This window comes from Tsukamurella sp. 8F (genome assembly GCF_029167375.1).
Lineage (GTDB): Bacteria > Actinomycetota > Actinomycetes > Mycobacteriales > Mycobacteriaceae > Tsukamurella.
In genome coordinates, this window is the sequence record NZ_JARFTP010000011.1 from 94957 (window position 1) to 110224 (window position 15268).

At 68.8% G+C, this 15268-nt stretch carries 11 protein-coding genes; 5 read left to right on the forward strand and 6 right to left on the reverse strand.

The window, feature by feature from the left end:
- Positions 1 to 11 precede the first annotated feature (11 nt).
- From P0W64_RS10960 to P0W64_RS10970, 3 genes are all read left to right on the forward strand, one after another.
- Positions 12 to 3044 carry a bifunctional [glutamine synthetase] adenylyltransferase/[glutamine synthetase]-adenylyl-L-tyrosine phosphorylase gene (locus P0W64_RS10960; RefSeq protein ID WP_275480129.1) on the forward strand — a complete coding sequence of 1011 codons (3033 nt, stop codon included), beginning with the start codon at positions 12 to 14 and terminating at the stop codon, positions 3042 to 3044.
- Positions 3045 to 3156: 112 nt separating this feature from the next.
- Positions 3157 to 4131, forward strand: coding sequence for an endonuclease/exonuclease/phosphatase family protein (locus tag P0W64_RS10965; protein ID WP_275480130.1), 975 nt, complete (start codon positions 3157 to 3159; stop codon positions 4129 to 4131).
- Between the two features lie 30 nt (positions 4132 to 4161).
- Positions 4162 to 5463 carry a polysaccharide pyruvyl transferase family protein gene (locus P0W64_RS10970; protein ID WP_275480131.1) on the forward strand — a complete coding sequence of 434 codons (1302 nt, stop codon included), beginning with the start codon at positions 4162 to 4164 and terminating at the stop codon, positions 5461 to 5463.
- A gap of 1 nt (position 5464) precedes the next feature.
- Here the strand turns inward: P0W64_RS10970 and P0W64_RS10975 are convergent, their stop codons facing one another.
- Complete coding sequence (locus P0W64_RS10975; protein WP_343232850.1) at positions 5465 to 6085, reverse strand: class I SAM-dependent methyltransferase; 621 nt, start codon at positions 6083 to 6085, stop codon at positions 5465 to 5467.
- Between the two features lie 18 nt (positions 6086 to 6103).
- Positions 6104 to 6682 carry an FKBP-type peptidyl-prolyl cis-trans isomerase gene (locus tag P0W64_RS10980; protein WP_275480132.1) on the reverse strand — a complete coding sequence of 193 codons (579 nt, stop codon included), beginning with the start codon at positions 6680 to 6682 and terminating at the stop codon, positions 6104 to 6106.
- Between the two features lie 68 nt (positions 6683 to 6750).
- Between P0W64_RS10980 and P0W64_RS10985 the strand changes: the two genes are divergently transcribed.
- The gene (locus P0W64_RS10985; protein WP_275480133.1) at positions 6751 to 7983 is read left to right on the forward strand and encodes an ATP-binding protein; all 1233 of its coding nucleotides are present in this window, start codon (positions 6751 to 6753) and stop codon (positions 7981 to 7983) included.
- Between the two features lie 67 nt (positions 7984 to 8050).
- On the opposite strand, the gene glnA is transcribed toward P0W64_RS10985, so the two are convergent.
- Positions 8051 to 9484, reverse strand: a complete 1434-nt coding sequence (gene glnA, locus P0W64_RS10990) for a type I glutamate--ammonia ligase (protein WP_275480134.1) — start codon at positions 9482 to 9484, stop codon at positions 8051 to 8053.
- 190 nt (positions 9485 to 9674) lie between these two features.
- Between glnA and P0W64_RS10995 the strand changes: the two genes are divergently transcribed.
- Positions 9675 to 10139, forward strand: coding sequence for an RDD family protein (locus P0W64_RS10995; protein WP_275480135.1), 465 nt, complete (start codon positions 9675 to 9677; stop codon positions 10137 to 10139).
- A gap of 38 nt (positions 10140 to 10177) precedes the next feature.
- Here P0W64_RS10995 and P0W64_RS11000 read toward each other — a convergent pair whose 3' ends face one another.
- The 3 genes from P0W64_RS11000 to P0W64_RS11010 are packed head-to-tail and all read right to left on the reverse strand — an operon-like array spanning position 10178 to position 15112.
- Positions 10178 to 10936, reverse strand: coding sequence for a DUF4191 domain-containing protein (locus P0W64_RS11000; protein WP_275480136.1), 759 nt, complete (start codon positions 10934 to 10936; stop codon positions 10178 to 10180).
- A gap of 47 nt (positions 10937 to 10983) precedes the next feature.
- Entirely contained in the window at positions 10984 to 12030 is a 1047-nt protein-coding gene (lipA, locus tag P0W64_RS11005; protein ID WP_275480137.1) for a lipoyl synthase, read from the reverse strand.
- Between the two features lie 52 nt (positions 12031 to 12082).
- Positions 12083 to 15112, reverse strand: a complete 3030-nt coding sequence (locus P0W64_RS11010) for an MMPL family transporter (protein ID WP_275480138.1) — start codon at positions 15110 to 15112, stop codon at positions 12083 to 12085.
- Positions 15113 to 15268: the final 156 nt, after the last annotated feature.

The window sequence follows — 15268 nt, forward strand, 5'->3', positions numbered from 1 at the left end:
GGGGACTCGCAGTGAACCCAGACACCCAACGTTCCCGCGTCCCCGGCGTCGGGCGGCTCGGCCTCTTCGACGACTCCGCACAGGCGAACCTCGAGTCTCTGGGCTGGGCGTCCCCGGACACGGTCGACGTGCTGTGGGCGCTCTCGCGCGCAGCCGACGCCGATGTGACGCTCAAGACCCTCGTACGGCTCCGTGAGGCGCTCGGCGCGGACTGGGCCGAGCTCGACTCCGCCATCCGCAGCGATACGACGTTGCGTGGCAGGCTCTTCGGCATGCTCGGAGGTTCCGAGGCGCTCGGCGACCACCTCGTAGCGGAGCCCGGGAACTGGCGACTGCTCGCCGCGCGTGGACCTCTCGCCAGGCGCGACGAGTTGATCGCGAAGATGCTGGAATCTGTTGGTGCAGAGAAAGTTCCGGGTCGGACCGATGACGATCTGCTGTACCGGGCCGCGACCCCGGGCCCGTCCGCGGTGCCCGCTCTGCGCAGTGCCTATCGGAACCTGGTGATGGTCCTCGCCGCACGCGACCTCGCGGACACCGTCGAGAACGAGCCGTACGTGCCGTTCGTCGAGGTGGGCGAGTACCTGGCCGACCTGGCCGACGCGGCCCTCACCGCGGCACTCGCCGTCGCCGTCGCGACGCTCTACCCCGAGGGGGACGTTCCCGGGCGGCTCGCTGTGATCGCTATGGGGAAATGCGGTGCGCGCGAGCTGAACTACGTATCCGACGTCGACGTGGTATTCGTGGCGGAGCCCGCCGACGGGCCGAGTGCGCGACTGGCCGGCGAGATGATGCGGCTGGGCTCGATGGCGTTCTTCGACGTGGACGCCGCATTGCGTCCGGAGGGCAAGAACGGCAGCCTCACGCGGACCCTGGAGTCCCATGTCGCCTATTACAAGAGGTGGGCCAAGACGTGGGAGTTCCAGGCACTCCTCAAGGCTCGCCCGTGCACGGGCGACATGGCGCTCGGAGCCGAGTATCTCGATGCGCTCGATCCCATGGTGTGGGAGGCGGCCGAGCGCGACGACTTCGTTCCCGAGGTGCAGCAGATGCGCCGCCGGGTCGAGGAGAACGTACCGGCCGAGCTGCGCGAGCGCGAGCTCAAGCTGGGCCGCGGCAGCCTGCGCGACGTCGAGTTCGCGGTGCAGTTGCTGCAATTGGTGCACGGGCGCACGGACGAGAAGCTGCGGGTGCGCAGCACCGTCGCCGCACTGGCCGCGCTCACCGACGGCGGGTACGTGGGCCGTGACGACGGCGCTAATTTCACTGCCTCGTATAAGTTCCTGCGACTGCTCGAGCACCGCCTGCAGCTCGAGCGGCTCAAGCGAACGCACACGCTACCGCCGTTCGACGATGACGAGGCCTGGCGCCGTCTGGCCCGTGCGGCGCACGTCCGCCCGGACGGTGAGCGTGACGCCGCGGGCGTGTTGCGTGGCGAGCTGCGGCGTCAGTCGACACGCGTGCGGCGCCTGCATACCAAGCTGTTCTACCGTCCGCTGCTCGAGTCCATAGCCCAGCTCGACGCCGACGAGGTGCGGCTGTCCGACCAGTCGATCGTGATGCGGCTCAAGGCCCTGGGCTTCGATCAGGCGGACCATGCTCTGCAGCATCTGAAGTCGATGGCGGACTCGTCCCGCAAGGGCCGGATCCAGACCATCCTCCTGCCGACGCTCCTCGAATGGCTCAGCGAGACACCAAGCCCTGATGCGGGGCTGCTCAACTATCGAAAGCTGTCCGAAGCCCTCGAGAACGTCGAATGGTACCTGCGTGTGCTGCGCGACGAGTCCGTGGTCGCGCAGCGGCTGATGACGGTGCTGGGCTCGTCCACGTTCGTCGCAGAGCTGCTGCAGCGCTCCCCGGACGTCATACGTCTGTACGCCGACGGTGCTAGCGGACCCAAACTCATCGAGGCCTCGCCGCGCGAGGTGTACAACGGCATGCTCGCGGCTGTGAGTCGAGCTGCCAACCCGGACAAGGCGATCGCTGTCGCGCGTGCCATGCGCCGTGCTGAGATCGCGCGCATCGCCTCGGCCGACGTGCTGGGGATGCTGGACGTGCCCGAGGTCTGCACGGCGCTCTCCTCGGTGTGGTCGGCTGCTCTGAACGCCGCTCTGGTAGCGGAGATCTCGCATTCGGTATCCGAACGCGCCGCGGCGGGCAAGGGCGACGCGGCGCCTGCCCGGATCGCCGTCATCGGTATGGGGCGGCTCGGCGGCAACGAGATCGGGTACGGCTCCGACGCCGACGTGCTGTTCGTGTGCGACCCGCTGTCCGATGACCCCGACGACGAGCCCGCGGCGTCGAAGTGGGCCAACCAGATCGCGGACGCGGTACGCAAGCGGCTCGGGGCACCTTCGGTGGATCCCGGGCTGGAGGTCGATACCGGTCTGCGGCCCGAGGGCCGCAACGGTCCCGTGGTCCGCACGCTCGCCGGCTACAAGCGTTACTACGACAAGTGGGCGCAGCCGTGGGAGGTTCAGGCGCTGCTGCGGGCGACGACGGTGGCCGGCGACGAGGACCTCGGGCTCGAATTCCTGCACGCAGTCGACCCGATCCGTTACCCGGAGGGCGGTGTCTCGAAGGACACGGTGCGGGAGCTGCGCCGCATCAAAGCGCGCGTCGACTCCGAGCGGCTACCGCGCGGTGCCGACCCGGCGACCCATACGAAGCTGGGGCGAGGCGGCCTCTCCGACGTCGAGTGGACCGTGCAGTTGCTACAGCTACTGCACGCGGGTGCTGTTCCTGCACTGCAGAACACGTCGACGCTCGAATCGCTCGAGGCGATCGGCGCCAACGAGGTGCTGGGCGAGTCGGATGTGGCCTTGCTGCGGGACGCGTGGCTCACCGCGACGAGGGCCCGCAATGCGCTGTTCCTGGTGCGCGGCAAGCGCGTCGATCAGCTTCCGGGGCCCGGTGCGGTGCTGTCGAACATCGCCTATGTGGCCGGTGTGCGCGAGGGCAGCGCGCTCGACTTCCTAGAGGACTACCTGCGGACGACCCGCCGTGCTCGCGGAGTCGTGGACCGCGTGTTCTGGGGCGAGTGAGTCAGCGCCCGCGAACCGGTCGGGTGCCGGTAGGTATCGGTTCGGTAGCGGTCCGGCCGGCGGCGCGCGTCGCGGAGCCGTACGTGCCCGGGCCGCGGGCACAATGACGCCCATGCGGACGGCTGTACGGATATTGCTCACCCTGCTTGCGGCGCTGCTGATCCTGATCGGCGTTGCGACGGCCGTGTTGCATTTCGTGCCATCCACCTCGCAGTACCTGATCGCGCTTACCGCGTTCGCGCAGCCGCTGGTCGTGGCACCTCTGCTCGGCGTGATCGTCTGTGTGTTCCTGCGCAGGTGGTTCGGGATCTTCGTCGGTGTGCTCACCACGGCGTGTTGTGTACTGATCCAGCTGCCGATGATCCTCGGCGCGCCGGCGGCGGACCGCGGTGTCGTACTGACTGTGATGCAGGCGAACATCGACCGGGGGCGCGCGGACATCTCGGCACTCGCGAAGTTGGTGGAGGACAACCACGTCGACGTCCTCACCGTGTCGGAGCTCACGGACTCGGCGGAGACGCAGATCGGCGACTCCGCTATCCGCGGGACTCTCTCGTATTCGTTCACCCAACCCGCCAAGGACGCGGACGGCACAGGCGTCTACAGCCGCTTCCCCGTCGAGTCGACGGTCGCTATGCAGGGATACACCCTCGCGAACCTGTCAGCGGTGACCATCGTGCCGGGAGGCGGCCCCGTGCAGCTGTACGGACTCCACCTCGTACCCCCGTACCCACACGCGAAGGACTGGAACGCCGAGATCGCCCGTGCGCGCGATACTCTGGCGCAGGTCCCGGCCGGCCGGGCAACCATCGCGATGGGTGACTTCAACTCGACCTGGGACAACAAGCAGTTCCGTCGGTTCCTCAGCGCCGGCGAGCCCGGCCAGGGCGGCGCAGCCGGCTATACAGACGCTGCCGAGGCCATCGGCGGACGCTGGCTTCCTACGTACCCCACCGATCGCTGGTTCCCGCCTGTGCTGGCGCTCGACCACGTGCTCGTACGGTCGGCGAACGTCGCGTCGCTGCGCTCGTACTCGATGCCCGGTTCCGACCATCGGGCTCTGATCGCGCGGGTCTCGCTGGGCTGACCCGTCAGGTCCACCCGGTAGCCTGACCGGGTGCAGAAGGCAGACGTGGCGGGCCGGGCCCGCGTGGCTGGGCAGCGTGCCCGCGGCGCGGGGCAGCGGATGGCGCACGACGCGACTCAGCGCTGGCGCGAGAGGACGGGACGAGACGAGATCATCTACCTCGTCGCGCCTGCGGGGCACCCCAACTACGGCGACGAGCTCATCGTCCGCACCTGGCTGAGATACCTGGCACAGGTGCGGCCGCACGCCACCGTCGTCGTGGACTGCCACTCACCCGGCCAGGCGTGCCTGTACTTCCAGGACGACCACCCGCGAGTCCTCTTCGTGGACACATTGTGGCAGCTGACGATCTACGCCGACCGGGACCTACCCGACGATGTCGGGGTCCCCCCGTGGGAGTGGGTAGCGGACTCCGCGTCCCGCCTGGGCGGGGCGCCCCGGCTGGCCGAGGGCGTCGACCTGCTGCGGCGGGCTTCGACGGTGCACCTCGTGGGCGGGGGATACCTCAACGCACTGTGGCCCGGGCAGGTCTCGCTGGTCACCGGGGCTGCGGCGGTCGCGCGTTCCACCGGGGCGCGCGTGGTCGCTACCGGTCACGGGCTAACACCCGTTTTTCTGGGGGCGCGCGGCGACGCATTCCTCACGGCGGCATCTGCTTTCGAGCTCTTCGACGTACGTGACGCCGCGTCACTCGAGGTGCTCGCGGGTGTGCCCGGTGCCCGCTGTACGGGCGATGACGTGTGGCTCGCCGTGCCCGATGTCGCCGTGCCGTGCCAGGAACGCCACGCGGGCCCGCTCGATGGCGTCGCGTTGTGCGTTCAGGCCGACCTGGTGGGCGATTTCCGTTATGCAGGGGCCGACGGTGTCGCCGCCCTGGCCGGATTCGTCCGGGACACCCTGGATGCGTGGGAGGTGCCAGGCGATCAGGTGACCGTCGTGGAGGGTATTCCTGGGCGGGACTACGAGGTGCCCGAGCTGCTGGGAGATCGTCTCGCTGGTGCGACCGTGGTGCCGTTCCTCGACGTGTGGAGACTCGGTATGCCGGTAGGCGCGGGCCGGACGTGGCTCGGCACGCGCTTCCACCCGCACCTCGTGGCCGCGGCCGCAGGCGATTCGGGTGTCGCGATCGTTCCGAAGCCCGACTACTACGCCACCAAGCACGCGTCACTCACTGCGGCGGGCTCGAAGTGGACCGTCGTCGGCGGGGACGGGGAGCCGGCGGTGCCTCCGCGCCCGACGGCGGGCGGCTTCTCCGCCGTGGACCGGGAGCGCAACGTCGCCGCGAAGGCCGCGCTCGCCGCCGAGCTGTACCCCCGTCGGCGGCTGCTCTAGCTCACGGCCTGTGCCACTCAAGCGTGTACCGGAAACCGAGGCGGCGGTGCATGCGAGCGCCCGGGAGCAACCCCCGAGCGGTCTGTCGGATCTGCGCATACGACTCGTCGGGATCGCGCACCGGGAAAAGTACGGCGGGCGCCGGTCCTCGACACGGACGTGGGTGCTTTGCGAAGCCGATGACGGGATTGGTCGCCGCGCAGATCGCAAACCACGCGTAATCGCGCGCCGACTCGGGGCGCACGAGACCCGCGACCAGCAACCGTCCGCCGGGGGCCAGCAACTCGTGGCAGCGCCGAAGGGTGGCGTCGAGGTCGAGATGGTGTAGCGACGCGATCATCGTGATCACATCGTAAGATCCTGCGGCGGCATCGAATCCGTCGATGACCCGGACGTCGAGGCCCGCACAGCGCTCGGCTGTGGCGGCGCGCATCGACGCATCGCTGTCGGCGGCGTCGACGCTGGAGAACTCACGTGCGAGTCGCGCAGCAAGCCCGCCACGCCCGCAGCCGACGTCGAGCGCGCGAGCGCGGCGCCCGGGGAGACGACGCAGGATCCACCCCTGGAAGTGGTCGTTGTGGCTCCAAGGGTGCCGCTCGTTGAGGCGCCGCAGCGTCTCTATCCCGACGCGGCCATCGGGTCAGCTGTTCGCGGAGAGGATCTTGATGGCGAAGATCAGGGTGTCGGTGGGCTGGATGCCGGCGTCGGGCTGGCCCTGCGGGTAGCCGTCGGCGGGAACCATCGCCACCGCTACCGTGGAGCCCACCTTCTGGCCGGCGATCGCCTTGCTGAAACCGGGCACCACGCCGTTCAGCGAGAAGTCGGCGGGCGCGCCACGCTGGTAGGCGCTATCGAATACGTTGCCGTCGCGGCCGTTGACGCCCATGTAGCAGACCGACACCGATGCGTTCGCGCCCACGACCGCACCCGTACCCGTCTTCAGCGTATGCACCTGGGTCTCGGCAACGGTGAAGGGGCCCTTCACGGTGACCTTGGGTGCGGCGGTGTCGGTGGAGCCGGTGACCTCGGCAGACCCCGTCTTCCCGGTCACCGTCCACTCGGGCTTCACATCGGCGGCCGGGGCCGCGGTCGGGCAGCCCGACGAGCCGGCCGCGGCATCGGTGTCGGACGGTGCTGCTTTCGTCGATGACGAGCCGCACGCGGCCAGTGCCGCCGCTGCGGCGACGGTGACGGGGATCAGTGCCAGTCTCTTGTTCACCCGGCCAACCTACCGTTGTGCCCGAAATTCGGTGGAGACCGGCGATGCGGCGCGCGTACGGTCGGCCGGTGCCCATCGATATGACAGGAGAGAGCCAGGATGTGATGCGAGCGGTCGAGGTCGTCCGCACGCTGCTCGGCGACACGATCACGACGCCCACCCGCCGCACAGCACGGACGTTCGCCGAGGTCGCACTGGGCGAGCCGCAGGAATGCCACACCGTCGTCCAACTCATCACCACGGCGGCCACCTCGACGGCGACCGCACTCGCCGTCATGAGCTTTCTAGACCGCTACGACCCGGAGGTGGGCCCGGGCACCGGGGACGCGCCACCGTCGTGGGCGGTGGCCGGCGACGCCCGCATCCCGCAGACTGCGTCGTTCGCCTTCCCTGCCCACACACTCTCTGGTGCACCCGTCGTGTTGCGGTGCACAACCGACGGGTGTGGGGACATTATCGTCGGGATCGTAACCCGCACAGAAGATCTCGAATCGACGGTGCATGTGCGTCGTGACATCGTCGTCGCTGCGCGCGAGCTCAACCCGTTGCGCGGCAAGGCGCTTCAGATGGTTCGTCGCGGTCTAGCGTTGGAGCCGTTCGAACTCCGAGGCGTGCGATCCGACGTCGTCGTCGAGGACGCGGTGTGGGACGAGATCGATCTCTCGGTCCGCGCGGTGACGAGCGGCGCCGCGGAGCTGCGGCGACTCGGATTCCGCGTTTCCCGTGGCGTCCTGCTGTGCGGTCCGCCCGGCGTGGGGAAGACCGCGGTCACACGGGCGGTCGCGAACGAGCTGGTGGGAGACTTCACCGTGATCGTGGCGAGTGCCGACGGCATCGCCTGCGGGCTCGGTCCCGTCTATGCCGCGGCTGCCGAGCTGGGACCGTGCGTCGTGGTGCTCGACGACGTGGACCTCGTCGTCGGGCGGCGGGGGGCCGGGGGCGACGGTGCCCTCTCCGACCTGCTGTCCGTGCTCGACGGCATGGACCAGGCGGCCGAGGTGCTCACGCTCGCGACCACCAACGATGCGAAGTCGCTCGACCGCGCCGCTACCCGGGCGGCGAGGTTCGACAGCGTCATCGATGTCGGTCACCCATCTACTGCCGCGCTTGCAGCGATACTGGCGCGGCGCACGGTGGGGCTCGGTTTGACCCCAGCGGAGATCGACGAGATCGCCGGGGCGCTGCCCGAGGGGACCACCGGTGCGGACGTAGGAGCGTTCGTCCGCCGAGTGGTGCTGGGCACCGCCGGCACGGGCGCGGCGGCATTCCGCGCCGAGGTTGCACGGCACGGTCACCCCTGAGACGGCGAACGACCCGCGCAGCGATCCGAAGATCACTGCGCGGGCCGGGCTCGTCAGCGGCTACGACTCACACGTCGTAGTACAGCTCGAACTCGTAGGGGTGCGGCCGCAGGTTGACCGGAGCGATCTCGTTGTCGCGCTTGAGGTTGATCCAGGTCTCGATGAGGTCCTCGGTGAAGACGCCGCCCGCCGTGAGGTATTCGTGATCCTCTTCGAGCCGGTCGATGACGGCAGGCAGGGAGGTGGGCGCCTGCGGGATCCCCTTGGCCTCTTCCGGCGGGAGCTCGTAGAGGTCCTTGTCGACGGGGGCGTGCGGCTCGATCTTGTTCTTCACGCCGTCCAGGCCGGCCATCATCATCGCCGCGAACGCCAGGTACGGGTTGCCCGAGGAGTCGGGGCAGCGGAATTCGATGCGCTTGGCCTTCGGGTTGTTGCCCGTGATCGGGATGCGCACGCATGCGGAGCGGTTGCGCTGGCTGTACACCAGGTTGATCGGTGCCTCATAGCCCGGCACGAGCCGCTTGTACGAGTTGATCGTGGGGTTGGTGAACGCGAGTAGCGAAGGGGCGTGGTGCAGGATGCCGCCGATGTAGTGGCGCGCCACGTCCGACAGTCCGCCGTAGCCGGCCTCGTCGTAGAACAGCGGCTTGCCGTCCTTCCAGAGCGACTGGTGCGCGTGCATGCCCGAGCCGTTGTCACCGAACAGCGGCTTCGGCATGAACGTGACGGTCTTGCCTTCCTGCCACGCGGTGTTCTTGACGATGTACTTGAAGAGCTGGACGTCGTCGGCCGCGTGCAGCAGCGTGTCGAACTTGTAGTTGATCTCGGCCTGGCCGGCGGTGCCGACCTCGTGGTGGCCGCGCTCGAGCGTGAAGCCGGCGTTCTGCAGGTTGGTCGAGATCTTGTCGCGCAGGTCGACGTAGTGGTCGTAGGGCGCGACGGGGAAGTAGCCGCCCTTGTTGCGGACCTTGTAGCCGAGGTTGGGGGAGCCGTCCTCCTCGACCGCACGGCCCGTGTTCCACGAGCCGGAGATCGAGTCGATCTCGTAGAACGAGCCGTTGATCCGCGAGTCGTAGGAGATGGAGTCGAAGATGTAGAACTCGGCCTCTGCGCCGAAGAAGCAGGTGTCGGCGATGCCGGTGCTCTTCAGGTACTCCTCGGCCTTGCGCGCGATGTTACGCGGGTCGCGGCTGTAGGCCTCACGCGTGAACGGGTCGTGGACGAAGAAGGAGACGTTCAGCGTCTTGGCGGCGCGGAACGGGTCGATGCGCGCGGTGGTGATGTCCGGGAGGAGCATCATGTCCGACTCGTCGATCGACTGGAAGCCGCGGACCGAGGAACCGTCGAACGCGAGGCCGTCCTCGAAGACGCTCTCGTCGAACGCTTCGGCCGGGATCGAGAAGTGCTGCATGACCCCGGGCAGGTCGCAGAAGCGGATATCGACGTACTCGACGTTCTCCTTCGCGAGGTAATCGAGCAGTTCTTCTTTTGTGGTGAACACCTTGGGATTCGCTCCTTCTTCGTTCGGTGCAGCGAGCGCTCGGCTCGCCCCCGAGATTACGTCGGAGACGTTATGGACATGGTGTTGCCCGAGAACTAACGCAATGTTTCATCGGTGTTACGCGTCCGGACATGGGCCCCGACCTGCACCGGAACACCCGCGAAGTGCGGGTGGACGTACCCTGTCTGGTATGGGTCGCACTACCGGTTCCTGGCTGTCCGGCGCCTCGGCGGCGCTGCCCCCCGATGCGCACGGGGCCTACAAGGGCGCGGGGGTCGGTCTGCCGGAGCGTGGGGTGGGTTCCGTGGCATCGGCCGGCCAGCGCGTGCTAGCGCTGTTCGTCGATTGGGTGCCGTGCGGCCTCATCGCAGCCGCGGTCGTGGGGTACGGCTCGAATTCGTTCAGCCTGGCCACGCTCGCGCTCTGGTACGTGGTCGGGGTGGTGTCGGTGACCCTCTTCGGCTTCAGCCCCGGGCAGTACTTCACCGGCATCCGCGTGGCACGGGTAGAGGGCGCCGGGTTGCGGGTCGGGCTGATCCGAGCACTGGCTCGGGGCCTGTTCATCGTGTTCTTGGTACCGCCGCTGCTGCAGGACGGCGACGGCCGCGGCATGCACGACCGCGCTACGGGCACGGTCTTGATCCGCGCACGCTAGGGGCGAGGTCGGCGCGCCCGCGGGTTTCGCGTCGGTCGCTACCTTCCGGAGCGGCGGCGGACGGTGCGCTGCATCGACCGCATCTTGGCGCCCTGGGGCAGCGGGCCGCGGGGCAGCTGCGCACCGGAGCGGGAACCGAGCGCCGACAACCGGCCCTCGAGCGAGTCCATCCGGTCGCCCGAGATGTTCGAGGGCAGCTTCTGCAGGGTCCGCTGCAGCTTGCGCAGCGGGACCTGGCCCTCGCCCTTGCCGACCGTGAACTCGTAGATCGGCGTGTCGCCGACCAGCCGGGCGACGCGCTTCTTCTCCTGCGCGAGAAGGCCTCTGACGCGACCGGCGTCGCCCTCGGCGACCAGGATGATGCCCGGTCGGCCGATCACGCGGTGCACCGCATCGGCATGGGTCGTGGTCGCGACACCCTGGGTGACTCGCCACGAGCCGCGCATGTTGTCCAGAGCCCATCCGGCTGCGCCGAGCTGATCCTCGTTCTTCGTGTAGACGCTGCGCTCGAGCCGGCGAGTGAACAGGATGAACGCCAGAAGCGCACCCAGCAGTACGCCCACGATGAGGAACAGCCACCACTTGCTGATCAGCAGCCCGATCAGGATCGCAACGACGATGGTGCCGACGAACACCGCTGCCATCAGCGGGAGGAGAGCCTTGTCCTCCTTGCGCTGCATCTGGAAGGCCTGCCACATCTGCTTCCAGCGCTCGCGGGACGCGGTCTTGCGCGCCTTCTTCGCCTCCGCCTTGGCCGCCTTGGCCCGATCGGCGGCGGGATCGTTGCTCCGTGCCATTCCTACAGACTAATCGGCTCCGCCAGTGCCTCGCCCCGGGTGTGCCGTCACGCCATCCGTTGGAGGACCGACGTGGCCTCCTGTGCGGCGCTGCCCTCTTCGGTCAGGTGGAGCATCGCCTCGGGCAGTTCACGGCCGTGATGCGCCATCGCCTTGGCGTACAGGCGGCCCGCGCGGTAGGAGGAGCGGACCAGGGGACCGGCCATGACGCCTGCGAATCCGATCTCCTCGGCGGCGGCGGTGTGCTCGACGAATTCCTCGGGCTTGACCCAGCGCTCGACAGGGTGGTGCCGTGGCGACGGCCGCAGGTACTGCGTGATGGTGATGATGTCGCAGCCCGCGTCGTGCAGGTCGCGCATAGCCGCGGTCACCTCGTCAGGGGTCTCGCCCATCCCGAGTATCAGGTTTGACTTGGTGACCAGCCCGAACGCACGGGCCTGTCGGATCACGTCGAGCGACCGGTCGTACCGGAACGCCGGCCGGATCCGCTTGAAGATGCGGGGAACGGTCTCCAGGTTGTGCGCCAACACCTCCGGGCGTGCGTCGAAGACCTCGTCCAGCAGGTCGGGCTTCGCGTGGAAGTCCGGGATCAGGTTCTCGACGCCCGTATTCGGATTCAGCTTGTGGATCTGGCGCACGGTCTCCGCGTACAACCAGGCGCCCTCGTCGGGTAGGTCGTCGCGGGCGACGCCGGTGATGGTGGAGTAGCGCAGCCCCATCGCCTGGACGCTCTCGGCGACGCGGCGCGGCTCGTCACGGTCCAGCGGCGCGGGCTTGCCCGTATCGATCTGGCAGAAATCGCAGCGTCGTGTGCACTGCTCGCCGCCGATCAGGAACGTGGCTTCCCGGTCCTCCCAGCACTCGTAGATGTTGGGACAACCGGCCTCCTCGCACACGGTGTGCAGGCCCTCACGCTTCACCAGCCCCTTGAGTTCGGTGAACTCGGGGCCCATCTTGGCGCGGGTGCGGATCCAACTCGGCTTGCGCTCGATCGGAGTCTGCGCGTTGCGGACCTCGAGCCGCAGCAGCTTGCGGGGGTGCTCCGAGGGGGATCCGGACGGGGTGTTGCCGGACGAGACTGGAGGGGTACTCACCCGCTCGATCCTACGCTTTGCCCCGAATCCGTCACTCCGCCCCGCATCGGTGTCACTCTGCGCGCGACGGCCACCACATGCGCTCGCCGAGCATGGTCATCGCGGCGGGGACGAAGATCGTGCGCACGACGGCGATGTCCAGCAGCAGACCGATTCCGATCGTGGAGCCGATCTGCAGCAGGTTGATCACGCTGCCGGACATGAGAGCGAACATGGTTATCGCGAACACGATTCCCGCTGTGGTGATCACGCTGCCGGTCGACCCGAAGGCGCGCAGCACCCCGCGCACCGTCGAATTACCCGCCGCCTCCTCGCGTATCCGGTCCGCGAACAGCATCGAGTAATCCGCTCCCACTGCCACCAGGGCCATGAAGGAGATCGGCAGCACCGACCAGTCGACGTCGATACCCAGGATGTGCTGCCACAGCAGGACACTGGCTCCGGCCGCCGCCGCGAACGACAGCACCACGGTGGCGACCATGAGGGCTGGCGCCACCAGCGAGCGCAGTAGCACCACCAACACCAGGAACACGCCGATCACCGCGACGAGACCGAAGAGCCGGAAGTCGCGTAGAACCTGGGCCCGCATCTGGGCGGATATCGACGCGAGGCCGAAGCCGTCGAACCTCGCATTCGAGAGCACGGTGCCCTGCGCCGCAGCGCGCGCCGCCGCGGGGATCTTCGACGAGGCGTCCAGGGCCTGCGCCGAGTACGGATTCACGGCCCACACCACGAGCATCCGCGCCGTCCGTCCATCGGGCGACATCAGCACCCGCGCCCCGTCGACGAAGCGGTCCGAACGCAGTCCCTGCTCCGGCAGGTAGAAGCCGCGTCCGGGCCCGTCGGTGGTGGCCTTCGACATCCCATCCAGGTAGTCGGTCGCGGTGCCGAGGCCTGCCTGCAGTCGGGCCGTCATGGCTACGACCTGGTCGGTGCCGGTCTTGACCTGGCCCAGCCCGCCCGACAGCGCCTGCAGTCCGGTGGAGAGCTCGGAGACGCCGGACGTGAGTTGCGCCAGCCGGCTCTTGGTCTGCGCGGGAGACAGGCCGTCGAGTCCGGCGAGCAGGGTCTGCATGCGGGTCAGCGCGTCGTCCGCCTGGGTGAGTGCCGACGATGCCCGCGCCCCCGTTCCGGCGGGCAGTACGCCGGCCTCCGTGGCGGCGCGGATCGCCTGCGCAGCAGTCCCGCCGGTGGCTCGGTCGAGGTCGGCGAACGCTCTGCGGGCAGCTGCGCAATCGATGCCGGCTGCGCACGTCCCGCCGCGCAGGAGCGGCCCGAACACCGTCGTCAATCCGGCCACCGACGAGGCCTGACGCTCCTGCGCGGCACGTACGGCGTCGGCGGCCGTGGTGAGCGACGAGACCGCGGTGCGCAACATCGTCGTCGCCTGATCGATGGTGACGGTGCCGTCGCTCGCGGTGGCGAGCGCCCGCTGCGCCGACTCGAGGGTGTCGAGAACGCCGGTAGCGAGACCCACGACCCGCTGGGTCCCGTCGACGAGAGCGGGGACGCGCTGCGCGGCATCGGCAGCACCGGCGTCGAGCCGGTCGACACCCGCGGCGAGCGCCTTCAGCTGGGGCGATGCTTCGGCGACCTGCTTGTGCGCATCGCCGAGTCCGTCGGCGACGCGGCGGGTCTGGTAGCCCACGGCGGACTCCGCGATCGGCTTCCCCTCGGGGCGGGTGATGGACCGGACGTACGCCACCTCGTCCAGGTTGTTCACGCCGATCGCAACGGCCTCGAGCGCGGCGAGGTCGCGGGTGTTGCGCATGTCGTGGTCGGCGCGGACCAGCAGGAACTCCGGCGCGGCCTCGTTCACGCCCCAGTGCCTCGTGACGGTCTCGTATCCGTTGCGAGAGTCTGTGGCGCGCAACTGCATACGGTTCTCATCGAAGCCGACGACCATTGTGGGCAGGATCGCCGCGGATGCGACGAGGAGTACGAGTGCGACCGCCGACAGCGGCGCGGCGCGCCGCATCACCCACGCGCCGGTCCGCCGCCACCGTCGCTCGGTGCTGCGGTGCGGTTCGACCCACCCCCGCGCGCCGAGCAGCCGCAGAAGCGCGGTGGGCACCGTCAGGGCGACGAGGCAGGAGACCGCGATCGAGATGGCCGTAGGCATGCCCGCAGTGACGAAGATCCCGACCTTGCAGAAGATCATCGCGCCGCTGGCTGCGGCGATGGTGAGCGCGGACGCCACGATGATGCGGGTGACGCGTTGCGACGCGGCCACAGCCGACTCGTCGGCCGGCAGGCCGCGACGGCGGCCCTCGTGGAACCCTGCGACCGCGAAGATCGCGTAGTCGGTCGAGGCGCCGAGCACCATCGCCGTCATGATCGCAATGGAGAAGTTGGACACGGGGATCATCTGATGCTCGCCCAGCAGCGACACGATGGGCCGTGAGACCCCGAGGGAGATGCCGATGGTCAGCAGCGGCACGAGCGCGGCGCCGATCGACCGGTAGGTGAGGAGCAGCAGGGCGGAGATCAGCACGACCGACACCGCGGTGATCACCAGGAGCGACGAATCCATCGCGGTGAAGAGGTCGGAGAGAGTCGGTGCGACACCGGTGAATTGGACGGTGGTTCCGGCCGGAGGACGGATATCGGCGATCGTCTCCCGGATCGCGTCCGTGCTCTCCTGTGCGCGGGTCGACCCGACGTCGCCCACCTCGGCGACTACCAGGTTCACGGCCTTGCCGTCGGGGCTGAGCGCGACGTCCCGGGCGGCCGGGCGGCCGTACGCGTCGAGCAGGTACGCGACGTGGTCGGTGTCCGCCTGCAGTCGCTTCACCAGTTCGGCGTAGTAGCGCTGCTGCTGTGGACCGATCCCGCTGTCCGAGGCCAGCACGACGTTGCCCTGGGCGGTCGACGGTGCGGTGCCGAATTCCGTGGCCATCGCTCTCAGTCCGGCCACGCCCGGTAGATCGCCGGGGATGAAGGGAGCCGAGTGCTTGTGCACGGTCTGCTCCAATTGCGGCACAGCGACGTTCAGCACTCCGGCGACGGCGACCCAGAACAGCAGGACCCAGGCCGCGTATCGGACGGTCCAGTGCCTGAACCGGCTCCAGGCGGACCTCATGCGTCGGAAGTGGTCGAGTGGCGTTCGGTCATGTGGGCCTCCGGTCGTACATCGATCGAAGCCCGGAACGCCCGTGAGCGGCGCTGCTGTTGCGCCCTCGGTCCAGAATTCGAACTAGAATCGGTTTGATCGGACGCTAGTGCGCGACGCTCGGCG

What these genes read in the sequence shown, in the direction of transcription:
- P0W64_RS11010 (WP_275480138.1), bottom strand. Translation starts at nt 15,112, where the DNA reads ATGAGGTCCGCCTGGAGCCGGTTCAGGCACTGGACCGTCCGATACGCG.
- P0W64_RS10995 (WP_275480135.1), top strand. Translation starts at nt 9,675, where the DNA reads ATGGGTCGCACTACCGGTTCCTGGCTGTCCGGCGCCTCGGCGGCGCTG.
- P0W64_RS10965 (WP_275480130.1), top strand. Translation starts at nt 3,157, where the DNA reads ATGCGGACGGCTGTACGGATATTGCTCACCCTGCTTGCGGCGCTGCTG.
- P0W64_RS11000 (WP_275480136.1), bottom strand. Translation starts at nt 10,936, where the DNA reads ATGGCACGGAGCAACGATCCCGCCGCCGATCGGGCCAAGGCGGCCAAG.